This window comes from Catalinimonas locisalis, assembly GCF_038039535.1.
In the GTDB taxonomy this organism is placed as follows: Bacteria; Bacteroidota; Bacteroidia; order Cytophagales; family Cyclobacteriaceae; genus Catalinimonas.
This window is the reverse complement of the sequence record NZ_JBBPHP010000006.1, coordinates 100,635-127,457: the sequence shown is the minus strand read 5'-3', so window position 1 is coordinate 127,457 and position 26,823 is coordinate 100,635. Positions and strand designations below refer to the sequence as shown.

At 37.9% G+C, this 26,823-nt stretch carries 25 protein-coding genes; 12 read left to right on the top strand and 13 right to left on the bottom strand.

Going from position 1 to position 26,823, the window contains the following annotated elements; all coding sequences use genetic code 11:
- The first annotated feature begins 9 nt into the window (after positions 1–9).
- Positions 10–471 carry an IS200/IS605 family transposase gene (gene tnpA, locus WJR50_RS10490; RefSeq protein ID WP_445223461.1) on the top strand — a complete coding sequence of 154 codons (462 nt, stop codon included), beginning with the start codon at positions 10–12 and terminating at the stop codon, positions 469–471.
- Positions 472–527: 56 nt separating this feature from the next.
- Here the strand turns inward: tnpA and WJR50_RS10485 are convergent, their stop codons facing one another.
- The 6 genes from WJR50_RS10485 to WJR50_RS10460 form a co-directional block, all read right to left on the bottom strand.
- Complete coding sequence (locus WJR50_RS10485; protein WP_341293219.1) at positions 528–1,043, bottom strand: histidine phosphatase family protein; 516 nt, start codon at positions 1,041–1,043, stop codon at positions 528–530.
- Complete coding sequence (locus tag WJR50_RS10480; protein WP_341293218.1) at positions 1,036–1,227, bottom strand: hypothetical protein; 192 nt, start codon at positions 1,225–1,227, stop codon at positions 1,036–1,038. The genes WJR50_RS10485 and WJR50_RS10480 overlap by 8 nt, the downstream gene beginning before the upstream one ends.
- A 12-nt stretch (positions 1,228–1,239) precedes the next feature.
- A complete protein-coding gene (gene feoB / locus WJR50_RS10475; RefSeq protein WP_341293217.1) occupies positions 1,240–3,399 on the bottom strand; it encodes a ferrous iron transport protein B in 2,160 nt (719 codons plus the stop codon).
- A complete protein-coding gene (locus WJR50_RS10470) occupies positions 3,396–3,638 on the bottom strand; it encodes a FeoA family protein (RefSeq protein WP_341293216.1) in 243 nt (80 codons plus the stop codon). Before WJR50_RS10470 ends, feoB begins: the two co-directional genes overlap by 4 nt.
- 111 nt (positions 3,639–3,749) lie before the next feature.
- The gene (locus WJR50_RS10465) at positions 3,750–4,928 is read right to left on the bottom strand and encodes an alginate lyase family protein (RefSeq protein ID WP_341293215.1); all 1,179 of its coding nucleotides are present in this window, start codon (positions 4,926–4,928) and stop codon (positions 3,750–3,752) included.
- 35 nt (positions 4,929–4,963) lie between these two features.
- Positions 4,964–6,964 carry a heparinase II/III domain-containing protein gene (locus WJR50_RS10460; RefSeq protein WP_341293214.1) on the bottom strand — a complete coding sequence of 667 codons (2,001 nt, stop codon included), beginning with the start codon at positions 6,962–6,964 and terminating at the stop codon, positions 4,964–4,966.
- Positions 6,965–7,212: 248 nt separating this feature from the next.
- On the opposite strand from WJR50_RS10460, the gene WJR50_RS10455 reads away from it, so the two are divergent.
- From WJR50_RS10455 to WJR50_RS10435, 5 genes are read left to right on the top strand one after another with little or no spacing between them, the layout of a single operon-like run.
- Positions 7,213–9,177: a DUF1592 domain-containing protein gene (locus tag WJR50_RS10455; RefSeq protein WP_341293213.1), complete on the top strand. Its 1,965-nt coding sequence runs from the start codon at positions 7,213–7,215 to the stop codon at positions 9,175–9,177.
- Entirely contained in the window at positions 9,174–10,556 is a 1,383-nt protein-coding gene (locus tag WJR50_RS10450) for a DUF1552 domain-containing protein (protein WP_341293212.1), read from the top strand. Before WJR50_RS10455 ends, WJR50_RS10450 begins: the two co-directional genes overlap by 4 nt.
- Positions 10,495–12,063, top strand: coding sequence for a c-type cytochrome domain-containing protein (locus WJR50_RS10445; RefSeq protein ID WP_341293211.1), 1,569 nt, complete (start codon positions 10,495–10,497; stop codon positions 12,061–12,063). The genes WJR50_RS10450 and WJR50_RS10445 overlap by 62 nt, the downstream gene beginning before the upstream one ends.
- Positions 12,064–12,100: 37 nt before the next feature.
- On the top strand, positions 12,101–13,684 hold the full coding sequence (locus WJR50_RS10440; protein WP_341293210.1) for a sensor histidine kinase: 1,584 nt from the start codon (positions 12,101–12,103) through the stop codon (positions 13,682–13,684).
- The gene (locus WJR50_RS10435) at positions 13,681–14,373 is read left to right on the top strand and encodes a response regulator transcription factor (protein ID WP_341293209.1); all 693 of its coding nucleotides are present in this window, start codon (positions 13,681–13,683) and stop codon (positions 14,371–14,373) included. Before WJR50_RS10440 ends, WJR50_RS10435 begins: the two co-directional genes overlap by 4 nt.
- Here the strand turns inward: WJR50_RS10435 and WJR50_RS10430 are convergent.
- Entirely contained in the window at positions 14,360–14,512 is a 153-nt protein-coding gene (locus WJR50_RS10430; RefSeq protein ID WP_341293208.1) for a hypothetical protein, read from the bottom strand. The genes WJR50_RS10435 and WJR50_RS10430 overlap by 14 nt on opposite strands.
- Before the next feature lie 225 nt (positions 14,513–14,737).
- Here WJR50_RS10430 and WJR50_RS10425 point away from each other — a divergent pair, with 225 nt between their 5' ends.
- Both WJR50_RS10425 and WJR50_RS10420 read left to right on the top strand, forming a co-directional pair.
- Positions 14,738–15,316: an aspartyl protease family protein gene (locus WJR50_RS10425; RefSeq protein WP_341293207.1), complete on the top strand. Its 579-nt coding sequence runs from the start codon at positions 14,738–14,740 to the stop codon at positions 15,314–15,316.
- A 139-nt stretch (positions 15,317–15,455) separates the two neighbouring features.
- Positions 15,456–16,382 carry a beta galactosidase jelly roll domain-containing protein gene (locus WJR50_RS10420; protein ID WP_341293206.1) on the top strand — a complete coding sequence of 309 codons (927 nt, stop codon included), beginning with the start codon at positions 15,456–15,458 and terminating at the stop codon, positions 16,380–16,382.
- Positions 16,383–16,386: 4 nt separating this feature from the next.
- Here WJR50_RS10420 and WJR50_RS10415 read toward each other — a convergent pair whose 3' ends face one another.
- Complete coding sequence (locus WJR50_RS10415) at positions 16,387–16,773, bottom strand: VOC family protein (protein ID WP_341293205.1); 387 nt, start codon at positions 16,771–16,773, stop codon at positions 16,387–16,389.
- A gap of 287 nt (positions 16,774–17,060) precedes the next feature.
- The gene (locus tag WJR50_RS10410; protein ID WP_341293204.1) at positions 17,061–17,558 is read right to left on the bottom strand and encodes a DUF2267 domain-containing protein; all 498 of its coding nucleotides are present in this window, start codon (positions 17,556–17,558) and stop codon (positions 17,061–17,063) included.
- A 153-nt stretch (positions 17,559–17,711) separates the two neighbouring features.
- Here WJR50_RS10410 and WJR50_RS10405 point away from each other — a divergent pair, with 153 nt between their 5' ends.
- On the top strand, positions 17,712–18,230 hold the full coding sequence (locus WJR50_RS10405; RefSeq protein ID WP_341293203.1) for a DUF892 family protein: 519 nt from the start codon (positions 17,712–17,714) through the stop codon (positions 18,228–18,230).
- 18 nt (positions 18,231–18,248) lie between these two features.
- On the top strand, positions 18,249–19,097 hold the full coding sequence (locus tag WJR50_RS10400) for a universal stress protein (RefSeq protein WP_341293202.1): 849 nt from the start codon (positions 18,249–18,251) through the stop codon (positions 19,095–19,097).
- 48 nt (positions 19,098–19,145) lie between these two features.
- Here the strand turns inward: WJR50_RS10400 and WJR50_RS10395 are convergent, their stop codons facing one another.
- Both WJR50_RS10395 and WJR50_RS10390 read right to left on the bottom strand, forming a co-directional pair.
- Positions 19,146–20,174 (bottom strand): hypothetical protein, encoded by a 1,029-nt coding sequence (locus tag WJR50_RS10395; protein WP_341293201.1) that lies wholly within the window; start codon positions 20,172–20,174, stop codon positions 19,146–19,148.
- On the bottom strand, positions 20,167–20,661 hold the full coding sequence (locus WJR50_RS10390) for a P-loop nucleotide/nucleoside kinase family protein (RefSeq protein ID WP_341293200.1): 495 nt from the start codon (positions 20,659–20,661) through the stop codon (positions 20,167–20,169). Before WJR50_RS10390 ends, WJR50_RS10395 begins: the two co-directional genes overlap by 8 nt.
- A 142-nt stretch (positions 20,662–20,803) precedes the next feature.
- Here WJR50_RS10390 and WJR50_RS10385 point away from each other — a divergent pair, with 142 nt between their 5' ends.
- Entirely contained in the window at positions 20,804–21,250 is a 447-nt protein-coding gene (locus WJR50_RS10385) for an Hsp20/alpha crystallin family protein (RefSeq protein ID WP_341293199.1), read from the top strand.
- Between the two features lie 39 nt (positions 21,251–21,289).
- Here the strand turns inward: WJR50_RS10385 and WJR50_RS10380 are convergent, their stop codons facing one another.
- Complete coding sequence (locus WJR50_RS10380) at positions 21,290–23,482, bottom strand: tetratricopeptide repeat-containing sensor histidine kinase (RefSeq protein ID WP_341293198.1); 2,193 nt, start codon at positions 23,480–23,482, stop codon at positions 21,290–21,292.
- A gap of 493 nt (positions 23,483–23,975) precedes the next feature.
- Between WJR50_RS10380 and WJR50_RS10375 the strand changes: the two genes are divergently transcribed.
- On the top strand, positions 23,976–25,199 hold the full coding sequence (locus WJR50_RS10375) for a tetratricopeptide repeat protein (RefSeq protein ID WP_341293197.1): 1,224 nt from the start codon (positions 23,976–23,978) through the stop codon (positions 25,197–25,199).
- A gap of 85 nt (positions 25,200–25,284) precedes the next feature.
- On the opposite strand, the gene WJR50_RS10370 is transcribed toward WJR50_RS10375, so the two are convergent.
- Positions 25,285–26,235: a ParB/RepB/Spo0J family partition protein gene (locus tag WJR50_RS10370; RefSeq protein ID WP_341293196.1), complete on the bottom strand. Its 951-nt coding sequence runs from the start codon at positions 26,233–26,235 to the stop codon at positions 25,285–25,287.
- Positions 26,236–26,823 lie beyond the last annotated feature (588 nt).

The following is a 26,823-nucleotide window of genomic DNA, read 5'->3' as shown; positions in this document are numbered from 1 at the left end:
TACCTTATGATTAAGGAACAAAGGCGTAGCAGTCATACAGTATCTTGGATGACGGCCCATATAGTATGGGTAACGAAGTATCGTTATCATGTTCTTAAGGGTGATGTTCAGGTACGCTGTCGCGATCGCGCAGCGAACCGTCTGATAAAACAGATATGTGATGCGGAAGATGTAAGAATACTGAAGGGTGTAGTGAGTAAAGATCATGTACATATCCATATAGAATATCCTCCTTCCCAGAGTATCAGCAATCTTGTAAAGCGCTTGAAGGGCAGGACATCGCGAAGGCTTCAGGCGGCCGCCGCGGAAGAGTTTCCGCAACTTGGTAAACGGTATTGGGGTAGGCAATTTTGGGCAATAGGATATGGTGCCTGGAGTACAGGGAACATCACTGATGAGATGGTTCAAGAATATTTGGAGCATCATCGTGGACCTTCTAATAGTCATAGTGATAACATTATCCTTGAATAAGAATTTCATTCTTTTTCTTTTCTGAACCTATGTACTTGCAGTACATAGTGGTTTATTTACTGCTCTACCGGACTTTCACTTACCTTAGCCTGCGCACTTCCGTCAGCACCTATTTTTACTGAGAAAATATAATCGTAGTCATGCTCAGAAATACTGTCAATAGGGGGAGTAGCTACGAGCGCTTCAATGACAGGCATAACTGTATTGCTATGACCTGAGACTAGGACAACTTCCCCGGCATGATTGGTGAGGATGTTTTCAGCTAATCCAGAATAATCATGTGCTTCGTAAATATTGATTGGCAAATTTAGTTGCTCTGAAATAGGAGTTAGCGTAGCCCTGGTACGCTGATAATCTGTACTATAAAGTGCCTGTATCGTATCTGATCCTAATTTTTCAAAAAGTTGAGCCGCCCTTCTTTGTCCTTTTTCTGTTAGAGGGGGATCATCCGCAGGAGTTTGTGCCTTTTCAGCATGCCGCACCAGCAACACCTGAGTCTCCTTCCCTTCCCCTGAATTACAGGAGACACTTAGCAGCAATAAAATGCCAAGAATAAAGAAATTTCTAAGCATTTACTTTCCGTTTCTCTTCTTCTTTTTGTTTGATCTGCTCCTGTATTTTTTTGAAATCTACAGCGTCGCAACTACCGCAACCTTTGGGACAAGGTTTATCAGATGCAAAACTATTATAAATCAAGCGCCCCAGATAGTAGAGTGCGCCTAAAAATATGGCGATAAGAATAATTTCCTGTAGCATAAAAAATCTGATTTAAGAAAACAATTGATATACCAGTAGCGCCGACACATAGGCCAATACTGTCATATATACTGTTTGTATAACAGGCCACTTCCACCCTTTTGTTTCACGATACACCACTGCGATGGTACTCATGCACTGCATGGCAAAAGCATAGAAGACCAGAAGCGAAAATGCTACCGCCGGTCTGAAAACCTGCTCTCCCGTTTCGGGGTTCCTTTCGGAGCGCATTCGTCCGATGATCGTGCTTTCATCATCAAAGTCCTCTCCTACGCTATAAAGCGTAGCCATAGTACCGACAAATACTTCCCTTGCGGCAAATGAAGTAATCAGTGCAATGCCAATTTTCCAGTCATATCCTAGCGGCTTAATCACGGGTTCTATCCATTTGCCAAATTTACCGGCATAAGAATTTTCAAGGCGTGAAGTAGCGATTTCAGTCTCTAAAGTCTCCAAGAATTCAAGATCATTAGAATTCTCGGCCTGTTCCCTCAGTTGCTGCTCTGCCTGCGCAATATCATCTCCCGGACCGTAAGAAGCCAAAACCCATAGCACAATGGATACTGCAAAAATGATTTTACCAGCTTCAAATACAAAAGTTTTAGACTTTTCCAACACAGTAAAACCTACATTCTTCCAACGGGGCCAGCGATATGCAGGCATTTCCATGATTAGGAAACTTCTTTCTTTGGTTCTTACGATAAGCTTCATCACCCAGGCAGAACCAAGCGCTGCGGCAAATCCCAGTAGATACATGCCCATCAAGACTATACCCTGTAAGTTGAATATGCCCCAGATACGAGTAGAGGGGACCACGAGGGCAATTAGAACCGTATAAACAGGTAAGCGGGCGGAGCAACTCATCAGTGGGGTAACCATGATAGTAATCAGGCGATCTTTCCAGCTATCAATGCTACGGGTAGCCATAATCGCAGGAATCGCACAGGCCAAACCTGAAATCAGGGGTACTACGCTCCTACCATTCAAGCCTACTTTTCGCATGATTTTATCCATCAGGAATACTACCCTGGACATGTACCCGGATTCTTCCAGTAACGCGATGAATGCAAATAAAATAGCGATCTGAGGGACGAAGATTACAATTCCGCCAACGCCTGGAATAATTCCTTCTGCTAACAGGCTTGTCAATACTCCATCCGGTAAATTATCCTGTATCCATCCGCTAAATTCAGCAAAGATATAGTCAATGAAGTCCATAGGGACGCTAGCCCAGGCAAAGATAGCCTGAAAGATCAGGAAGAGTATTCCAAAAAATATCAGGTAACCAAAAACTTTGTGGGTGAGCACACGGTCAATGCGATCCGAAAATGAATGCTTTTGAGCTGTACTGGGAGTACTGATAGCATCCTGAAGTATCTGCTGAATTTTTCGGTATCGTTCGGTAGTCTCCCTGATTTGGAGTTCATTGGACTGGAATCCAAACGAATCCCGTATTTTCTTTATTTGTTCTTGCTGTTGATCATCAATAAACAAAAGACTTTCTGCACTTTGCAACCACTGATAAGCCTCATAGTAATTGCTTACCCCATACATATGCTTTACCTCAGCAATACATTCCGAAGCTAGAGGGAATACATCCAAAAAAGGCTCTTCCTGACTAACGATGTCCTGGCTAAGCACCTTTTTCAGCTCGTCCATCCCTTCACCATTACGGGCATTCATGCTTACTATTGGTACGTTTCCTAACCGACGGCTAAGCAGATTTACATCAACATTAACGCCTTTTCTACGGGCAATATCAGCCATATTCAGTACCAATACAGCAGGAATAGCCAGATCACGAATTTGGGTAAAGAGCAGCAGGTTGCGCTCCAGATTATTCATGTCTGCAATGACTACTGCAATATCCGGCCTCTTTTCTTTCTCTGGGTGCATCAATACATCCAGCACTACTTTTTCGTCGGCAGAGCGGGGATAAAGACTATAAGTACCAGGCAGGTCTATGATTTCAGCCACCGTATTATCCGGTAGTTTTGTCTTCCCGGTTTTTTTATCTACGGTCACTCCGGGATAGTTACCCACCTTTTGATTCAATCCCGTAAGCAGATTAAAAATAGTGGACTTACCAGAATTAGGGTTTCCAACCAGCGCAATGCTGCGTTTGGATTTTAGAGAGGGGCTGGGGCTTAATGTTTCCGCAGGGTAGTTCATATAATTTCTACAAGACTCGCTTCGTCAATTCTTAGGGATAAATTATAACCTGAAATTCTAATTGAAATTGGGTCTCCTAGCGGAGCACGGTAGTTAAAGCTAACTTCTTTTCCAGGCAGCAAACCCATTTCCAACAATTTGATTGTTAAAGAAGAGGGTTTGATATTTTTGATTACGGCTTTTTCGCCGGCTTTAAGTTGATCCAAAGTTTTCATTAAGAGCATTTCCGCTTCATTCATGGACGACAGCCGCAATTTAATAGTTATTTAGATAGAGTCTAATTAAAAAAGAAAAAAACATGAAAGGTTTCAATAAACAGATAGTTTTATCTGCAATTGAATAGAAGAGATCTACGGAAAGCGTAAAGGGAGCATTAATTCATCTTGCGATATATCATATTTTTGGTAAAAAACATGCTCGTAAATTCCTTCCGGATAATGATTCGCAGCGATTTTGAGGACAGGTAGCAGCCTGTCTGCATTAAATTCGGTAATCTGCTCATATTCCCATGCTACGTCATCACTCAGATAAGGAAGCAAATAATTGAGAGCCTCACGAATAAGCTGATCTTTATAATCCCAGACTGGTTTACCCAGTTTCTCTGAAAGAATTGCATAATAATAGATAGCCATCAGATTCATACTACTGTAATCCCATGTACGGGTTCTGGCAAGTTCTTCGGGCTGACTGCCATCAGCTTCAATCTGATGATCCAAGATCAACTCTAGTCCTCTTTCCTGTAATTCCCTTGCCAATGTATTTTGCCCGGTAAATATTGCCATACTCATGGTTTGAACGAAGTACCAGGTAGTGTGATTATTCCCGTGAACTGCTTCATCCTTCCCATGCTGGCTATTGATCAGCCAGTCCAGATAATCTTTTACCCAATTCTCTAAACCGCTGTACTGCTCTTGTGTCAGTGCATCAGAAGGTTCAAGAAGAGTAATCGCATCCAAAAGGTATCCAAAATCACGGGTTTCAATGATCCCTATTCCTCTACCTTCAGTTCTTCCGGGTATAGCCTGCCCGAAGTTCAGATTTGGATTCATACGGGTAGAAGGATCTAAAAACCATGTATTAAGCAATTCAGCAGCTTTCTTAGCATATTTTTCTTCTTCACTATAAAAGTACGCCAGCCCTAAAATATCTACTGCCCTAATCAGATCGTGGAGGCCTTTCTTATCCGAAATCTGCTCAATTTCAGGATTCTTTTCTCCATCTCGTCTTATGTATGGCAATCCGGCAGGCTTATCCGGATCAGGCCACCAGTAAGGTCCCTGGCTCATATAGTCATGCTTGTCTCCACTGCTTGATACTACTCCTTTATCCATCACCGATACCGGTTCCATATCTAAAAATACATCAGCCCTATCCAATAGTACTTTGATTTCTTGCCTAAAAAAGTTGCTATGGGCTTTAACTTCCTGAAGGTTCTCCAAATTAAGCAGTGTAAGGTTCTGACTATGAACTTGCAGACCTGAAAGCAGAAGGCCCAAAATTAATGTTAGTAGTTTTAGTATTTTTCTCATTGAATTATGATAAGTCAAAGGTTAAATTTTTCTCTCTACAGGTATTTTCCAACCTCTTCATCTTTAGCAATGGTGAAGCGCCATTGATCCTTTTTCTTGGGGTTTTTGGCCGTAAAGAGCAGTCTGTGAATTGTGCCAGGCCAGGATTTGAGAAGTTTAGTATCAGTAATCGCAATTTTTTCAGTTTCAAGATCAAATTTATTTGCGTCAAAAAATATAAAAGCTTCTGCATTACTCATTCCTTCTCTGTATACTAACTTAATCTTTCCTGCTTCTACTTTTTCTACATTAAATGCTGTCATTAAAGTATAATGCAACTCTCCATTTAACTCTTCCAGTTCATAATCATCGCTGATTTGTACCCAGGTATCACGATCAAATTGTATATTTCTTTTCCAGTGATTTATAGCAGCCTCTACAGGATAGGCCTTGGAGATATCCAGAGAAAAATTTATCTCCTGAACATCTTGTACATACTTAACATCTTGGGCTTCATATTTCCTTCCGGGAAGTTGCATCATCCCATTGATAGTAGGCACGTTATGAAAAGCAGACTGCATCGTCCAGATTTCATATCGCTGAGGACTGAAAGTTTTAGCCGTATATTCTTCTACGCCTACGTCAATAATTGCTGGTTGGCCATCCACATAAACGATAAAATTTCCTACATCATTATGATTATGACTTTCGTCATTATGCCCCCCTTGTGCAGCTAGAAATAGACCCTGTGGTGTACCCTGCTCACTTCGGGCAGTCATCACCTGCAGATCAGGAAACCAGGCATCAGCGACATAAGGGGTTTCAGTAACTGGATATTGCGCTATATCTTCCCAGTTGAAGATTGCGTAAAGATGACGCCCCAGGCTACGACCATCAGTGGGTAGGTCTTCTTCAATATTACGCTGCATGGCTTTACTGGCTCCCAAAGCTTTCATATTGCTATCTCCAATCCGATCTCCATACCGGAAAACCAGATCCTCCTGTATGGTATTGACAGCTGCAGCATCAGCAAAATTTACAAAATAATCGTCATCAATGTATGTCTTGTAAATGTATGAGCCCATTTTCTGAATAAGCGCTTCATCATATACATCAATCTGATTTCCTGATGCACCATATAATATTTCCAGGCAATCAAATAATGAGCCTGCGGCTCTGTTCCAGTAGCTCGGGCCTTCATCACACCCGCCATCTTCAGGATAATGATTCAAAAAATTGTCCAGACTACGCAATGACTTGTGTACGATAGCAGACTTTCTTTTCTGATCATCCAGGTGCAGAAGGCTTGCCGTCAAAATATTGGAATTGATCCAGGGGTTCCAGTTGTTGACATGCCGGTCACGGGCAAAGCCCATCCACCAAAAGTCGTCACGCATCTCAAATGGCTCAAAAATGCGTTTATCAAACTCGTACGAAATCCTTTTAAGAATCAGAGGTGAAACTTCATCCAGTTGTTCACCCAGCAGATATTCAGTCCAGGCAAGAAGCGCGGCAGTTTCTGCAGCGAAAAGGTCAATAGTAGGTTCTTCTACATCAGGTAAGCCGGGACCCGCTTCCTGTAGATACAAATGAGCCGGAACGCCCCAGTATGATTCCTCACAGATTGACCACACCGCATTTATTATCGCTTCAGTAAACCTGCCCTTACCTTCAAAACATTCTCCCAGAACCAGATGAAGAAGCATTTCTCTTCGGGACGAACGCAATTCCTGAAAATTTGAACGATTGCCATTTCTGGCAAATTCCAGAAAAACAGTCGCGGGAAGATCTTTCCATTCCCCCTGAAGCGCTTCTTCAGCTTTCTTAATATAACTGGATCTTATCTTTTCGTCTAAACTATCCCATGCCTGCCGCTCGCTACTTGTCGGAAAAGGATGCCACTCACTCACAGGGATAAGTAAGTCAGGAAGCTGAACGCTTGAAAATGATTCGCTAAGAAAGTTATGACTAATAAGCCGCTCGGCTGATTGCTGAGCACTTAGCTGATGGGAAAAAGCTGAAAAGAAGAACAATAAAGGTAATAAAGAATATTTCATAGGTTGTTGTAATTAGTCAGCAGATACAAAAAGTAGCTTTATGAAAAGAAATCAAAATTGTAAAGTTATAGCTCATAATAAAGTTATTATTGCTATTTCTTTTAATTATTAGGTGGAAGATGAATAAATAAAAACATCAAAGATGATACGAGCGGAAGTTTTGATTGTAAAAATACCGCACTTTTTATAAATTATGGGTATTGATGGGCTTTCCTGCTGACTTTTAGTCACTCAATTCCATTGCTTTTATGAAACAAATCAATATCAATACTACTCATGTCTTATTATTTCTGCTTCTACTCTCTTATACATTATCTACTGCCCAACCCAAATATGATTTTATAGAAGATATTCGTCCGGTACTGGATCAGCATTGCTTTAGCTGTCATAATGTGGGAAAAGTAGCCGGAGGAATCAATCTGGAGAAGTATGAAAACCAGGGTAGGTTACTGGATGATGGTCATATCTGGCTCAAAGTGGTAAAACAACTGCAATCCGGTCAGATGCCCCCAGATACTAAGCCACGACTTACTGATGAAGAATATGAGATACTGGTAGAAGGCATTAATGATATACTGGTAAGCTCTCTTACAGAAAATAATTCAGGTCGTGTGGTAATTAGAAGGTTAAGCCACCGAGAGTATCAATACACTATCAAAGATCTGATTGGAGTAGAATTTGATGCTCAATCCTTTTTTCCTGCTGATGGCTCGGGAGGAAGCGGTTTTGACAATTATGCCCGAACACTATTTTTTACTCCCCTAAAACTGGAACGCTACTATGAAGCGGCAGATCAGATCGTTGAGGAAACTTATAAGAATCCCAAACTCTGGACAACTATTGTTCCTAAGCCCTACAATCCTTCCATATGGCAGCAAGCTGTTCTCTGGATAAAGCGTGTTTTTTCTGATATTGATCCCTTAGAGCATCCCACCCTGGCTGCAAAAAAAGTACTTATCCCATTTGCTACTAAAACCTATCGCCGCTTTCTGAAGCCCGAAGAAAAGGATGATTTAATTAATCTTTTTCAGCAGGTATATGTAGGTTCGGATAGCTTATCTACCCATGAACGTTTTGATACGGCTATCCAGGAAAGCCTTAAAGCGATGCTGATCTCTCCCCAGTTTCTGTATAAGGTAGAAGATGAGCAGCCCGTAGATAAGCCTTATCCCCTGAGTAACTTTGAACTTGCCAGTCGGCTTTCATATTTTTTATGGTCCAGTTTACCCGATCAGGAACTGTTTGAAGTGGCTTACCGGCAAAACCTTCATGACCCACAGGTCCTTAATGCCCAGGTAGAAAGGATGCTGCAAGATCCTAAAGCCAGGCGCTTTGCAGAAAGTTTTATTACCCAGTGGATGGGTATCACTAAGCTAAAAAACAACAGCCCGGTAGACCCGGAGAAGTTCCCTGAATTTGATGATAAACTCAGACAGGCCATGTACCAGGAGACGGTTGATTATTTCACGCATATTATCACAGATAGTAACAAGCTTCTTGAGCTGATTGACAGTGATTATGCTTTTCTGAATGAGTCATTGGCTGAGCATTATGGCATACCCAATGTAGAAGGGGAAGAAATTCGCAAAGTAAAGCTCACGGATCGTAGCAGGGGAGGTGTCATGGGTATGGGCAGCGTGCTTGCCTCAACTTCTCTCCCTCTCAGAACAAGTCCTGTGCTGAGAGGGAAATGGGTACTTGAAGAAATACTGGGAACTCCCCCACCCCCACCTCCTCCGGATGTAGGTGAGCTTCCTGAAGAGTCAACCCATGAAGGCAGCAGCCTTAGAAATTTGCTGGAAATACATAGAGATAATGATGCCTGTAGGAGCTGCCATCAAAAAATGGATCCCATTGGCTTTGGCCTGGAACACTATGATGCCATTGGTCGCTGGAGAGAAACTTATGGTACCGAAGAGCCTATCATTGCCTGGGACACACTGGCTAGTGGAGAGCCTTTTAACGGTCCGGTAGAGCTTAAGAAAATATTATTTGAAAAGCAGGACAATTTTGCAAGGACTATTTCCGAACGCATGTTTACCTACGCCATTGGACGCTCCATTGAGTTTGTAGATGAACCTACTATGCAAAATCTTACCAAAGCACTTATTGAAAGTAATTTCAATTCTACAGCCCTTATCAAAGAACTTGTAAACTCATATCCCTTCCGTTACCGCACGAATGATTACGGAAGAAAACTAGATGTACTATGAAAAAGTCTTGGCAGATATCTCGTCGCAGAATGTTAAAAGGCTTAGGAGCAAGCATAGCATTGCCATTTCTGGATGCCATGGTTCCAAATAGCCTGATATCTTCACCACTACAAAAGCCTCCTTTAAGAGCAGCCTTCATGTTCATGCCCAATGGTGTACATCCCGATAAATGGACTCCTACTCAGTACGGAAGAAACTTTGAGCTATCTCCTATTCTGTCTCCTTTACAAAATGTCAAAGATGATATACTGGTACTGAATGAGCTTAGAAATCGGCTCAGTAGCTATCGGGGAGATGACGGTCATTACACCAAAACAGCCAGCTTTTTAACCTGCCTTCCCATATTTAAGACGACCGGAGATAATCTGCATAGTGGGGGCACATCCGTAGATCAAATGATAGCCAAACATATTGGTCATCAGACTTTGTTTCCTTCACTGCAATATGGTCTGGAAAGGATTAGTTCTGGCATTGATGCTAATGTAGGTTTTACCCGGCTGTATGGCTCAGCTATTTCCTGGCAAACGCCTACCCAACCCTGCTCTAAAGAAATCAACCCCCGTTTAGCTTTTGACAGGTTGTTCAGAAACTTTGTTCCTAATGCTAAAAAAGAAGAAGATCCATGGAAACAAAGCGTACTTGATATGGTGATGGATGATGCCAAAGGTCTTCAAAGAAAACTAGGACGCAGCGATCAGGATAAACTGGAGGAGTATCTAGAATCCATTCGTTCTGTAGAGAAAAGGATACACAGCTACGAGCAGCAAAGCGCTTTTGAATCCAAGATTACCAATGATATTCGGGAAGAAATTGCCAGGCTCAATGTTCGTATTGATGAGTATTCTGAAATGAACCTGGGCGTAGATATTACTGAAAAGGTCAGGCAGATGATGGACATTATGGTGCTTGCCTTCTGGAGTGATGCGACCAGGGTAAGCAGTTTCATGTTTGGCAACTCGGTAAGCAACAGAAATTTCACTTTTCTGCCCGGTGTTTTTGGCAGCCACCACCAGATCTCTCATCATAAAGATGATCCTAAGCATCTGGATGAGTATGAAACCATCAACCGCTGGCATGTAGAACAATATGCCTATTTTCTTAACAAACTGAAATCTATTCCCGAAGGTGATGGAAATATGCTGGACAATTCAATGGTACTCTTAGGCTCTGGTATACGGGACGGAAACCGCCACTCTCCACGTAATCTACCCGTGTTACTGGCAGGTAAAGGAGGCGGAGCAATAAGGACAGGGCAGAATCTTCAATTCAAAGAAGAAACACCTCTAGCCAATCTTTATCAATCCATGCTCAATATTTATGAAATCCCTCAGGAGTGCTTTGGAGATAGTACCGGTGAACTTTGTGAAATTTATGCTTAGCGATAAAGGTATGTCCGATCAACTTTTAGCCCCATTGAAGAAGACAAAGCTGTTTAACAAAGTGCTATTTTTTTCAATATTGTTTTCTTTATTCCTGATGACTTTACCCTTCTGGCCCCTTAAGGAAGAGGGAGTGTCGCAATGGATTTTATTCAGCGGGCGTTTTCACCCCCTGGTTATTCACTTCCCTATCGTTTTGCTATTCATCCTTTTGCTGTGGGAAACTTTAGTGAGGCTTAAATGGATAGAAAGGCAAGTCTCATTTCAAATGCTTTTACTTTTCTTATCCACTTTTTTTAGTGTGGCCGCAGTTTTAATTGGCTTCGCTTTAGTACAGAGTGGCGGGTATGGAGGCGATACTGTTCAATCTCACCTATATGCCGGAATTGCAGTAGCAGTGAGCGCACTTATCTCTTTACTCTTTTTTTGGAAAGCTTATCAGTTAAATTTTACCAGATTAACTAATGCTTATCTGGCCATTCTCTTTCTGACAAATCTTCTGCTGGTGTATACCAGCCACCTGGGAGGCTCATTAACGCACGGTGAAGATTTTCTGACTGAGCATTTTCCACTCAAAACTTTACCAGCAAGCACTATTCAGCAAAAACCAATTGAAGAAATGCTGGTATTTGAAGATGTCATTCAAAGTACTTTGGATGCAAGGTGTTATGCTTGTCACAATGAGAACAAAACCAAAGGAGATTATCTGATGACCAGTTTTGATGATTTTCTCAAAGGTGGTAAAAGTGGTAAAACTGCCGTTAGTCCCGGTAAACCTGATGATAGTGAACTTTATCAAAGAATCACACTGGAAGAAAGTCATGATGATCATATGCCTCCCGAGGGTAAAACTCCTCTGACAAAACAGGAAATTCTACTGTTAGAAAAGTGGATTGAAAAAGGAGCACTGCAAGGGGTTACACTTTCTGAAATTCGTGAGGATAGCATTTTCTTCGCCCTCTTAAATGATCAGGCTCAACAGCTTCAACAAGAAATATTTTTACAAGCTCAGAAAGAGCAGGAATTGGATGGGTTAATTCAATTGGTAGCACACAGTGAGCAATCTTTTGTTTTGGAAAAAGATGAGAAAACCAAAAATGGATTAGCGCTGAGCATGAAATTTCCCTGCACTGATTTTGATGATAATCAGTTGGCTGAACTTCAGGCTGTTTTTCCTCACATTCACCGGGCATCCTTCAATGCCAGTAATATCAGCGACGACGCACTATACCATATAAGTCAAATGAAGGGACTGAAAGCATTATTTCTTCAGCAAACCCGTATCAATGGTAGTGGATTGATTTACCTTCAAAATTTAGAGTCGCTAGAAGTTCTGGATTTATCAAGTACTGAAGTAGATGATGCAGGGCTATTGCATGTACTGAGGTTGAAGGGCTTGAAGCACCTCTACCTTTACGAAACCCCTGTAAACCCAATCATTGTGGAAGCCATTGCAAATAATAATCCTCAATTAGAAGTGCATTTAGAGAGGGGTACTTTATTTTAGTGTTAAGCGGTAGCAAGACATTTCTAAAATTTATACAATGAACAAGACCTTAACCAAGATAGGGATTGTACTATTATTAATTTTTTTCCTTCCGGCTGTGTTTTTCTCTGTATACCAAATCAATTCTCTTAATAAAAATGAATTGATTATAGAAGAGATCTACAACAACCAGTTGGATGCTATACTCTTTTCAGTAAACCAATATTCTGCGGATATACTCAATGCATGGGCTTCTGAAGTGGACTTACTTCTTGAAGACAGCACTTTTTTTAATACACCGAAACTTTCAACATTTTTTTCTGAAAAACAGACATTAAATTATCTCATTGCTGTAGATAGTGCTGACTATTCCAATATTTACCTTTTTAATGAAAGTAGTGGCCGCCATGTAAATGACACTTTGGTTTTGCGCATCAGTGAGGCATTAGAAGAAAATAAAGCACTGATTCATAGGTTATTTTCTTATCTGGATAATGGGTACAGAAAAATTGAACCCATTACACTTCTGGATGATCAAAACTCCCAACTCCAGATTTTCCTGCCGCAGGCTGATCAACCTTCAAACTTCATCTATGGATTTATCCTTACCCCTTCTTCTTTTATTCAAAATGTGTTGGCGCCTAAAATACAGGCTGTCTCCCAGGAAAAGTTCGTAATATCAGCTTACCGTGATTACGACAATTTGCTTGTGTATACTTCTGATAATACGAATGAAAGTGGCCGGCAACTCCATCAACTACCTTTCTGGCTTTTCCCTAATCATTACCTTACCATCAACTTAAATGGTCAAACCATTGAAGCACTGGCACAAAGGAGAATTAAGAATGACATCATTTTGATTGTATGTCTGAATGTCATCATATTGATCGGAGTTTGGTTTGTTTTCCGCAATGTCAAAAGAGAAATAGAGTTGGCACAAATCAAGTCGGACTTTGTATCCAATGTATCACATGAACTCAGGACTCCTCTTTCGCTTATTAGTATGTTTGCAGAGACCCTAATGCTCAACCGCGTTCGTTCTGAAGACAGAAAGCAAGAATACTATAAAATCATCAGCCAGGAGACCCTGAGACTCACGGCTATGGTGAATAAGATTCTCAATTTTTCTAAAATAGAAGCAGGCAAACGTAAGTACAATCTGCAACCTTTGAACTTGAATGAAGTCATTAAAGAAGTGGTAGATGCCTATGAATTCCACATCAGTAGTCAGGGTTTCAAGTATGCATATGAGCCAGGAGCGGATGAAATGCCTATTTCAGGAGATCCTGAAGCCATTACTGAGGCACTTATTAATCTCCTTGACAACGCTATCAAGTATAGTCCTGACAATAAAGAAATCTATGTATCAAGTGGAATCACTGATCAGTACTATTATGCTGAGATTACTGATAAAGGTCAGGGAATTACCGAAAGCAACCAGAAAGTTATTTTTGATAAGTTTTTTAGAGGTGGCGGTTCTCATAGTGTAAAAGGTACAGGGCTGGGCTTGAGTTTGGTTAAACACATTATGGATGCACATAATGGAAAGGTGGAATTGATAAGCAATTTGGGTGAGGGAAGTACTTTCCGGCTCTGTTTTCCGATAAAATATAAAGTCACCAAACTTTTAGAAAGTTCATGAACCGTATTCTTGTAGTTGAAGATGAACCCAGTATGGTCATGGGATTGAGAGATAACCTGGAATTTGAAGGCTATCAAGTTGAAACCATAACCGACGGCAAAAAAGGCTTAGAAACAATTCTTCAGGGCAGGTTTGATCTTGTCTTACTGGATGTGATGCTTCCTAATATGTCAGGTTTTGACATTTGTAAACAAGTTAGAAATCAAAATAACCGTACTCCCATCATATTACTTACCGCAAAAGGAGAAGAAATAGACAAAGTACTAGGGCTTGAATTGGGTGCTGACGATTATATCACCAAGCCTTTCAGCCTTAGAGAGTTATTAGCACGCATTAAGGCCGTACTTAGAAGAGGGCAAGAGCCAAAGGATACTAAAGAAAATAATGTCCAAATTGGTAAGCTAAGTCTCAATTTTTTGACCTATGCCGCATATGCAAATGGTAAAGAAGTAAAGATGACTTACCGCGAATTTGAGGTACTAAAGTACCTGTGGGATCATCAGAATGAGATAGTAAGCAGATACGACTTACTGGACAATATATGGGGTTATGAAGACGAACAGCCCACTACAAGAACAATAGACAACTTTATCGTGAAACTAAGAAATAAGATTGAAGCCGATGCTGCCAATCCAAAAATTATACTTACAGTTCACGGAATAGGCTACAAGATGCTTATCCGGCAGTAGCATGCCTTTTTTTGTTCTCAGAACTTGACTCACGCAACTCAGTAAGGTAAGTGGATACCAATACCCTGATGTTTTGCGGACGACCATATCTTTCGTTTTCCAACTTATCCTGATAAAGTGTTTTTGTTTCCATCATCATTATATTTTAAAGTTGATGATGCTAATATAGACAATTGTACTTAAAAAGAGAACAATTTTATACTTTTTTTAAGTATTAACTTTTTATACTTAATTTTTTATCTCGTAAAGTATTGATAATCAACACTATATATAAATGACATCTTTTTACATTCTTTTACGCTAACATGGCATACTCATCTTGGGCATACACTAGTTTAATATAACAGTAATAAACACGCTAGAGATGAGAGCTTTATTAATAATAATTATCTTTTTATCAGCTGTTTGCACTTCCAATCTTCATGCTCAGCAATCTGATAACAACTACATTGAGATAGTTCATATGGACCGTAAACCTATAGTAGCTGCAAAGATCAACGGAAAAAAAACGTATCTGATAGTAGACACTGGTTCGGATATTTCTGTGTTAAATATCAAATCTTCCGCATATTTTGGTTTTTTTCCATCTGTCAATAGAGATATTACATATCAACTTGAAGGACTGAATGGAGAAAAAAAGCAGCTCAGTTGGGCGAAGAAGCTTAGTGTAACGCTTGGTGATAGCGAGATCAAAGCTCGCTTTTATACGATGGACCTAAGTAGATTAATGACATCCGTCAGAAATAAAACTCACATTAATGTACAGGGAATTATTGGTTCTGATATCATGAAAAAATATGATTTCAGAGTAGATTTCAAAAATAAAAACATTGGTTTTTCAAATAAGCACGCAGTCATAATCAATTCTGATAACCAACAGTTTTCTTTTTATACCGTATTGAAAAGTGGGTTGACCGATATATTTACACAGCATATTTATTGAAAACTTTGATCAAAAGAATCTTTAGTAAATTTTATTAATGCCATTAGCTTACCAATATAAATTTACCTATTGCTTCATTGTATTTTTTGTTTTAAGCCCTCTCATATCCATTGCAGCCTCATGGGAGTTAAGACTAGATTTGAAAGGAAAATGGAAATTCCACATCGGAGATAATCAGCGATGGGCAGATATAACATACAATGACAGTCAGTGGGACGAGGTACAGGTACCCGCAGCCTGGGAAACCCAGGGTTTCCACGCATATGATGGATTTGCATGGTACAGGAAGACATTTGAGTTAACTGAAGCCTTAAGCCATGAAAAACTTTACCTATCACTAGGATATATTGACGATGTGGATGAAGTATATATTAATGGTAAGCTTATTGGGTTTTCAGGTTCTTTCCCTCCTTACTTTCAGACTGCTTACAGTGCTTTTCGTCGCTATCACATACCTGACGAATATCTTAATCCCGGAGGGAAAAACACTATTGCCATAAGAGTGTACGATGCCAAAATTGATGGTGGTATTCTTTCGGGTATGATTGGCCTGGTATCAAACTCAGATTATAACAGATTAGATGTAGACCTGAGTGGATTATGGGAATTCAGATTGGGAGATAATATGAAATGGAAAGATGAAGACAAGGGTTCTATGCATTGGGAAAAAGTGATGGCTCCATTATTTTGGGAAAAACAGGGCTTTGTTAATTATGATGGATATGCCTGGTACCGTAAAATCTTTTACCTGCCCAAGAAGATGGAGGGAGAAAATCAAATACTACTTTTGGGAATGATTGATGACTACGATCAGACTTTTGTAAATGGGCAGCTGGTGGGCAGCACCGGCTTTGATGAAAATGGACAATACAACGTTAATGATGATTTTGCATATACTACTGTAAGAAAATATGATTTAAACCCAGAGGTACTTAAATATGGTGATCTCAATACCATAACTATCCGTGTGTTTGATAAAATAATTGATGGCGGTATTTATAATGGACCTCTGGGGATAATCCGTCAGGATAAGTACACCGACTTCTGGCGGCGATGGTGGCGGTAATGGGTTATTTAAATTTTCTTTCAACCACCTGCAACATATTGCCTTCAGGATCCTGAAAAGAGCGTACTTTACCCCCTCCTATAGCCTCTACTGTTTCACCCAGCCACTCTACTTTATGTTTGTCTAACTCCTGAATGGCTTGCTCGATATTGTTGACTCTAAGGGCGAGGTGAGACCATCCGGGCGTCCAGGTAGTACGCTGAGGACGGGGAGTAGCATCCTTGGGCATTATTTCAATCAGGCTGGAGTCAGGAGCTTTCAACATCCAAACCGGCTTATCATCTCTATGATATTTTTCATAGCCGAGTACGGTACAATACCAATCTGCCAATTGATCAACATCATCAGCAGCTACTGCAGGATGATCTATACTTGTTAAAATATTTTTCATATCAATCTAATTAATTCAATAACATTCTACATCTATTTGATAGTAGAAATGTACTTAATAATGTCTGGTACTTCCAAACCAACACTGAAATAATTAGAATTAAGATAGATCAATCTCTAGAATAAGTGCAAAATATTTTAAAAAGCAGGTAAAAATAAACTGGCATAGCTATCAGCAAAAAATGAGGGTAGGTTGGTTAGTTTATAGAATGTTGTCTTGCCAGCTTTCATAATTTGCAGCAATATCTATCAGGATTTCAGACCCTTCTTTTATTTGTAACAATCATTTTAAGATAACCAAATACTGGAATCCATCTCATTGGATTTTATTGCAACTCCTTCAGCTTCAAGATACAAACGTAAATCATCGGGAAGGAACATCAGTTCTTTCCTAAGGTCAACATTTGAAATGTGTAAGCCAATAACTTTAAAAACAGCCTTGACAGCCTGCTTAATAGAATTACGATCATTATAGTCATTTTGACATAAGCCCGGATCTATTTTGTAGACCTCATCCATGAATTCGTTCATAGATTCAATACGCTCAGGCACACGATCGTCAATATGCCAGTCCTTAATGTAAATTGCCTTAAAAGGCAAGGGCAGATAATTTAAAAATTTAATTGACTGCTCAAAGCTCAGGCAGTTTCTTACGGTAAGCAACACAGCTTTAATTGCACGCTCTGCACAATTTACATCATCTGGATGCTTAAGATTAGAAGCTACCTGGAGAACCAACTCGTTTAAATAAATTACATGTTTGTCTAATTTGTGAAGCGTTTTCATAGCTGTATCCGTTTAGTATTTTAAAAAGTTACTATTTATCAACTAAAAATAACATGATTAAAGTCATAGTAAAAGATGACTTTTAGCAGTATATTTATAATAAGACCTATGTAATATTAGTACTTAATATAAGATACTAAATTTTTTTTAATTATGAAGGCGATTAACAATTATCAGGACCTTGCCTTTGCACTTTTGAGTAAAATGTACCGGTCTGAACACCAGTATATTACCTACTTACAGGTGTTTGACAACAAAGCGAGTGGCAAGAATTTAAAGAGCCTGCTTTTTGATCTGAAGCAAAGCACAAATTACAAACTGCATTTACATCATCACCTAATTCGTCGTCTTAAATCGCCTCTTAATACCTCTGCCGGTGAAGGCATGAACGGGATATTTAAAGAAGCTTTCCTGACAATGAAAGAAGGAGGTACAAATATTATTACCGACACTATAATTCTCAATACAATTATGCTTGCCAGTCATTATAAACTGGGCAGCTACTTGACCCTTTCGCTCTACCTGCGAGTAGTGGGATTTGAAAGTGAAACTAAAATTTTGCAGAAAATAATCAATACAGAAGAGTCTTTGCTCCGAAGTATCAATGCTTTAATCAATGAACAAGTAATACAGAATGCTTATCAAGCTCAATACGAAGAATCTGTTGCATAAACTAAATATCTGATTGTAATGAAACCTATCAAGAAAATTCTAGCCCCCACTGACTTTTCCAAAACAGCCAATAATGCTTTAAAATATGCAGTGGAATTAGCCAAAGAAGTTGATGCTAAATTGTATGTACTTCATTCTTACCGTGTACCTGCTATTTCAGATACTGCTTACCCCCTGGGTGGCATGTACCCTGAAGGTATGGTAGATATTGAAGATGTGAGAAAAGAAGTAAGTGCAGAAATGGATAAAATCAAAAATGATTACTTATCCAGCAAAACACTAAATTTTGAAACCATCTTACAGTCAGGTTTTGCTGAAGAAAATATTCTGGAAACTATAAATAAAGAAAATATTGACCTTGTTATCATGGGTACCAGGGGCTCTAATGCCTTACAAGAACTCTTGGGAAGTACAACCAGTCATATTATCGAACACACTAAAGTTCCTCTTCTGGTAATCCCTGAAGGGATAAGCTTTGGCCAGTTGAAAAATATTGTACTTGCTACTGACTATCAACACGTGCAAAAGCCAGAGGATTATAACATGTTGCTGAATATGGTCAATATATTCCATGCTGAAGTTGATATACTTCATGTACGTAAGGGAGAAACGAAATTATCCGAAGAAGAACTCGAGGCTGGAGAAGATTTGGATCGTATTTTGAAAAAAACCCGGCATACTTACCATTATGATATAGAAGGTGAAAATGTAAACGAGGGCATAGAAAAGTTCCTGGAAAAACATGGAGCTTCTATGCTGGCGATGATTCCAAGAAAGCATAGCTTTATTGACAAGCTAATCCATGGAAGCAGAACCAAGCACATGATTTTTCACACTCAACGACCATTATTAATTCTCAAAGCTTAAATTTTGCTTACATAAATAAAAGAGTGGTGCTACAAAGTACCACTTTTTTTATACAATTAGTTTCGCATACTTTTCAACCAGTTGGAGATATTGTTCAGCATTTTTTTTATGCATAGTAAGCTCATTATCTTTTTGGCTTCCTGCTAAGCTGATGAGTTCCACCTTGGCCCTCACTGATGCGCGGTACATCTTAAAATAATCAAGCAAACCTTCATCTTCCAGACCTTTTATACCAGCTTCATTCATATAAGTCAGATACTGTTTGTAAAAATGAACCCCAAGCTCAGTTGCGTTATAGTAATCCAGGTCCATCAGAAAAAAGGCCACTTCATTCAGCAAATCTATCTGCCGCAAATCTTCATCAAACTCAATGCAATCAAATATTATTGGTGATTCCTCCAGGAAAATATTATGACTATGCAAATCACCATGCACATCCCTCATCAAACCATTTTGAATTCTTGCGTTGATCTTATCTATATTTTGCTCCAGGTATTTATCGGAAATTTGACAGGAGTCTTGAAGTATTTTATCATAAGAGTGACCTAGGTTCTTAATTGCAGTCTCACTCCATTCAAGTATTTGCGAATAAGTTGACCTCAAATGTTCTAGAGACTGAGTTTTACGAACTATTTTTGCTCTCTGATGAAAATGTGCGATCTTCTTTGCAAGTTGATCCATTTGATGAACTTTCACTTCACCAAGGCTTAACAAATGATCCATTTCTTTTTTGTTATCAATTCTCTTTAAGCGCACACAATAATCCACGATATCCCCTTCAGAACCATTGATAATTAATTCGCCATTACTTGATCTAATCTCATGTACATCAAAGTAAATAGATGGCGCTGTACGTTGATTTAGCATTAATTCTTGATGACAATACTTCTCTCTTTGTGAAAGACTACTAAAATCCAGGAATGGAAGTTGAACTGATTTCTTGATTTTGTATACAAAATCAGGAAAAAGGAGCAGGTAAGAAATATGAGTTTCTAAAAATTCAGGATGTTTGTCACTAATTAGCTTATCTCCTATCTTCCCATTTTCTTTCAAGAGCGAAAATTCATCCTTAGTCATAATTTAAGTATTGTTTAGCCTTAGCAATCAAATTTTCTACAGATGTATTTGAAGTATCAAGTATTAAATGAGGTTCATTGACGGTTTCATACTCACTTTTTATTTTTTGGTATACTTCAAATCCTGCTTCAGAGTATTTTCTTTCTTTACTAACCCTTGCTTTAATAGTTGCTTCATCAGCTTTCATCTCAATCAGTTTGTAATCTGTGCCAAGCTGTTGAGCCAGTGCTTTTGCTCTCTTCAAATGTCCGGGATCACTAAAGGTAGCATCTATAATGATATTTTTTTTCTGTTTGATAACTTTCTCAGCTTCTTCAAACATATATTCATAAACTTTTTGCTTATCCTGAGGGTCATATTTACCACGCATCTTGAACTCTTTACGCACTCTGTCACTGTTAATATACTCCCAATTGAGATTGTCGGCTAAATGTTCACCAAAATAAGATTTGCCTGATCCAGGCAAGCCAAAAATGATTAACAGCATAATGAATTTCTTTTCAAAAAAATTAAAGTTAGCACTACTAGATTGAGCTCACATGATTTAGATCATTACCTCTCATGAGCTATATCATATTTTTATTGTTAATAATATGTGATCTTAGAGTATAGATCAAATTATTAAAGCCATGAGACCACATATTCTTCACAACGGCTTACACAGGATCGGTGATGAGCCGGCTCGTATCTTTGATAACGAGAGATTTCTTTCCAGAGATCCATTTGATGACCTTTGGATGACCCGCCATGAGACACCGGCTACAAACATTAAAGAAAATGAAGAAGCATATGATCTTGAGATTGCTTTGCCGGGATTTACGAAAGATGAAATTAGTATTGAGGTAAATGATGAATTACTAAATGTAACAGCTGAAAAAACGAAAGACAAGGCAAAAGATTTTAGACCAAATTATATCAGAAGAGAGTATAATACAAAATCACTTTACAGGGGCTTTAGTCTTCCCAGGTATATCAATAGGGAAGATATAGAGGCTTATTTTGAACACGGAATATTAAGAATTAGACTTCCCCATGATAAAAATACCTCAATTACTCATAAGGTGATGGTTGAATAATCAGAATAAGACAACTGCTACTGGTAAAGTATGAACTATCTACCGTTTGGTAGATAGTTCTTTTTGAGGTTCGTTTTCTTCACATTCATAATCTGCCAGAGGTATACTAAACATAAAAGTACTGCCTTCCCCTTCCTCGCTCTCCAAGCTGATCATACCACCATTTTTCTCTACAAAATCTTTGCAGAGTAACAAACCTATGCCAGTACCTTTTTCATAAGCAGTACCTAATGTGGATTTGGCTTCACTGGTAAATAATTTGACCTGCTCTTCACGAGAAATTCCCTTGCCGGTATCTTTGATAATAACCATTAAAAAATCCTCTTTGAGCACAGTCTTTATGAATATTTTATCACCTGAAGTAGTAAATTTAATAGCGTTACTAATTAAGTTTCTGACTACCAGCTTGGTCATTTCATAGTCTGCGAACACTTCCTGAGGATCTACCACCCGATTGAATATTCTGACATCCTTCTTCTCTGCCTGAGTAGAAAGAAGATGAATTGTATCATTGACAAGTTCTTTGATGTCAAAATAAGCAGGATTAGTTTTGATTCCCTGCATCTGGCTCTTTGCCCAATTAAGAAGATTATCAAGCAAACTTGTAGTGATATTTACCTTCACTCTTAGCTCCTTGGAAACCAATTGCATTTCGTCAGGTGAGATTCTTCCCTGGGTGATCAAATCCAGAATGCCTTCTAATGAATTCAGCGGACTCCTGAAATCATGAGAAATAATGGAGAGCAACTTATCTTTTATTTGATTTGACTGCTGCAACTCATTTTTTTGAAGATTGATATTTTCATTCAAAATGGTTAGTTCTCTGATAATCTTCTCAATTTCTTCTTTTTGTCTGATCAGCTTTTTGTTAGCTAGATTTTTATCCTTATTAGAATTTACTAAAACTGAAACCGCAATGAAACTTAATACCAAACCAAGAGATACAAATATTACGGCATATGTTTGTTTTTCAATAAGTATCTGCTGATCATCCATAATGGCTGCCTTGTACTCATTGTCAGTCAATAGTGCTGCATTTTCTACTTCCTTTTTGTTAAGCTCCAAAAGCACAAGCTGCTTACTCTTAAATTCATTATAAATACTATCCTTGTAAACATTACTTAAATCAGAATAATATAAGGCTTTTTTATAATTGGGAAGTTTACGGTAAATGTTACTTAATATTTCAGACGCCTCTCTGATTTGATTTTTGGTATTTGATTCTTTAGCAAATTTTAATGCTTTTTCAGCATAAGCAATTCCTTTTGAATATTTTCCTATACCGCAATATAACTTCCCAAGTAATGTAAGCGTGTTGGTTTGCTCGTATTTATCTCCAATCTCAGTGAGGATTTCTAAGGATTCTAAAAGATGGGATTTTGCTTTATCATATTTTTTTTGAGCCAGGTATACCTTCCCCATGGCCTGTAGATTGATAGCTAGTCCTTGCTTATCTTCAACAGATTTATCAACCTTATATGACTTAAGAAAATAATACAGGGCACTATCATATTTACCAAACTTGAAATATGCCTCTCCAAGATTATGCAAGGGGTAAGTTATAGATACATTTAAGTTATTATCAACTCCTATCTGATAAGCTTTGTATAGACTTTTTAAAGCTTTTACTTCTAATTCATTTGCCGTATAAATTAGTCCAATATTGTTATACAGTTTTAATTCACCATCTGGATCATTCAACTGCTTAGTAGCCTCTAAGGCTTGGATATAATAAGATAAAGCTTCATTATAATCTCCTAATTCATCGTAAACAACACCTATATTGTTGAGTGTAGTACTTATTCCTAAGGTATCCTTAAGGATTTCGTATTTCTTAATTGCAGATTGAAAGTACTTAAGTGCCAACTGATCCTCTCCCAATAAGTCGTAAGCCAGACCAACTGTATGGAAAGCCTTAGCATGTTTTTGTTCATCCCCCAGATATTCAGCCTGTTTTAAAGCTTGAAGGGCTAATTCTAAGGCTTTTGAAGGTTCGGATTTACTTTGAGATATACTTTTATCTATCAGATCACTTACATCATATAAGCTATCTCTCTCAGCCAAGAAAGATACTCCAAAAGAAGATTTTGCAACTAATATTAAAAGAAGCAGAGATAAACAAATTGGCAATATGCGAAAGAGAGCAACCAAATTTATTATAGGTTTATTTCCCAAACGTAACATTACGTCAGGGTGTTTTATCATGTAGGTTAAGTCTATTTTTGTATCCATGCTAAATACTAAAGTCGGAGTTTATTCCATTAGTTTTATCATGCAGAGACAGACTTTCTTACGCTTGTGCGTTTTATTTATTTTTTGTCAAAATCACCCGCTACCATACTTTAAAATCAAATATGAAAGGACTATTCGTGTGTTTTATACCTTATTGGTTGTTTTCCTGCTTACTTACTCAAACTTAAGTTTAAATAGTTGTTTTATCTTACGTGAATAAGTAAAAGTCTAATCATTTGATGAATTTAAAGAGGATCATAAAAACATTATGTACAGTTCATATAGATTCAGCGAGTATTTTTGTAGGATTCATACAATAGCAGACAATATAAACTTATACAATCCTGCTATTGAGCCTGTTAATGGATAAATGGATATAAATAGAGTCTTAGATGAAATATTTATTGGGTTCTTATAGTATTAAGAAGCAGGATATTTGAATTTGATAGATGACATAATCAAATTTTTTTACTGAAAAAGCTGTTTAATTTCCATGAAAGCATTCATCAATACATTAATACTACTACTATTTGCTCAATATATTTTTGCACAAAGAGCAAACGAAACACCTCAGGCACTATACAAACAAGCTAATATTTTTTATCAGAACCATCAGTACCGACCTGCATTAGAATATACTAATATGGCGGTAGCTCAAGACAAGGATTATATTGAAGGCTACTTGCTTAGAGCAAAAATAAAAGAAAAAATGGATGATATCCTTGGAGCCATTACTGATTATTCTATCACCATTTTTATTGATCCTAGTTTATCAGATGCAAGATTTAACAGGGCTCAACTTTATTTCCACCAAAATCGCTGCGAAGATGCGTTAGAGGATTTTCATGTTTTGCTCAAACAACCTGCTGGTGAAACTGCTACAGTGTACTTTAAAGGTAAGGATGATATTACAGGATTTTCAGCTACAGGCATAACGACCCTTCAGTCTAACATGAAGGCAGAAATTTTTAATTATTTAGGATTAACGCATTTAAAACTCAATCATTTAGATAGTGCTGAATACTATTTAAATGAAGCCCTTCTAACAGATCCGAATGAAGCAGATTATTATGTAAATAAAGGTCTTTTGATGGAGGCTAATTCTGATACTCTTAATGCCATTAAAGCGTATCAGCAAGCTTTAAGTCATCATATTGACCATGCGGTAGCTTTATCAAATTTGTCAAAACTAACGAAAAAATCACAGTATAAGCAACTGGTAAATGAATCTTATGACTTAGCAGTAAGTGAGCAAGCTACCTACCAGTCATTTTTTAACCGTGGTGTGATGCGACAGTCTCAAAACATGCACAGGAAAGCAATACAAGACTTCAATCAAGCGATCAGGGTTGGAAGTACAAATGCTGAAGTGTTGTTGATGAGGGCTTACAGTAAAGAAAGTATAATGGATTACGATGGAGCTCTTGAAGATTACTCAGATGCTTTAAAATTCAATCCTACTCTCATTAAAGCATATATTAATAGAGGTAACACGTATTACAAAATTAAAAAATATACTGAAGCTGTGAATGATTTTAATGTTGCGTTACAAATGGATTCTACTCAGGCAAAAATTTATTTTAACAGGGGTTTGGCAAACTACCTTAGCGGTAATCCACAACTGGCATGTAAAGATTTAAATAAAGCTTTGGAAATGAATTTTTATTCTGCAGAAGCGCCTATTGAAGCTTATTGTTTAACACCTCCAAATAATTAGTAAAAACCTGTGTATTATTTTAGTAAATTTCTTAAACAAAAAAGGCTCATAAGAGCCTTTTTTGTTATAGTAAAGCGTTTAGTAATTAAGCATTAGCATATTTTCCGAAAAGCTCATCTTCTAATCGCTTAATATATGCTTTCACTTCCTTAAGGGAATTTTTATCTTTCTGCTGTATCGTTTTGTTTACTGCAGAAACAATATTGGCCTTTATCCTTTTGATCCTATCTTCTTTATTAGTAAAAACAGGCTCATTACCTTTAATAGTCTCAATGGCCTCATTTACCCTCTGGTCCATTTCATTCTGCACCTTTTCAGCTTTTTGAGCTTCCTTTTCTTTACGGATACTCTTAGCTTTGTTATAAAGATCAGCTTCATTTTTAATTTTGCCAATCTGGCGCATGTCTTTGACCTGAGCTAAGGTTTGAACATCACTCTTTTTTACCTTAATTCTACCAAGTAGAATATCATTCTTCATCTTGGGATTACCCTTAGCAATAATCTCAATCCCCTTGGCAAATTCGGCATCACGAAGAATAGTACGATCACTCACATTGAACTCACGAGCCAGCACTTCTGACGTCTTATCGCCACTTTGCCCACTAGAGAGCACTTTATCGTACCCTCCCCGCTTCTTTTTCATACGCTCATACTTAAGCCCACGAAAGTAACTTAACTGATCAGGGTTAAGGTTTCTTCGTCCCAGCTGATGATTGATCATCCAGTCTTTTGCTTCTTCCTCAGAGCCAAACTTGATAATTCTTACTCTAAAAGGGATATCGTGTTTAGAACAAATTTGATAACGGTTGTGTCCATCAACTAATACTAAATCCCCGTTCTTCTTATCCCATAGGGTTAACGGATCCAAGCAACCATTGAGTTTTATGTTTTCTTCTAACTGCTCTCGGCTGTCTTCTGATAAAGGAGTGATGAAATTCTGTAATTCTGATTTTACCTTAATGTCATCATAATGGATAGTATCGTTACTACCGTTGTCAGATATTACTTGGATTTCGCTTAATAGGCTTTCTTCCATAATAAAAGTATAAATGATATTGATTCTAATTCTTTAATAAGTTCCTGTCTAAGATTGGCATGTAAAACCAAAAAATATTAATTATGTTAACCATTTCTTTTATACTAAAAACTCGTAAATAAGTTTATTATTTTACTTAAATAAATATCATTAAGATAATTTGATATTTAAAACTCACGTGCATTATCATAATTATATACTTCACATCGGAACTTATGAGAAGTAATAATTCAGTTTATGATCATTATATATGTTTAACTTCAAGTAAACGGTTTTTGTAAAAATATAAATAAACGAAGTATAATGATAGTGAATGATTGTCACTTTTAAAGCTACATAGTTAAATAAAAGTTCCTTCAAAATTAATTAAAAATACTCATAAAACCCACATAAAAGTACGCTACGGCTATTCAAAAATTAATAGAATAAGAATTCTATATTCAAATGAATGTTTAATACTCAAAAACTGACAACCACATCTATTTCTAAACTCACTTTTATTTGAGTTGTCATTATAAACTTGATTTATTTCCTCTAATTACTAGCTAATAATTATAATTCGTTTAAAAATTTATGATTTTATCAAAA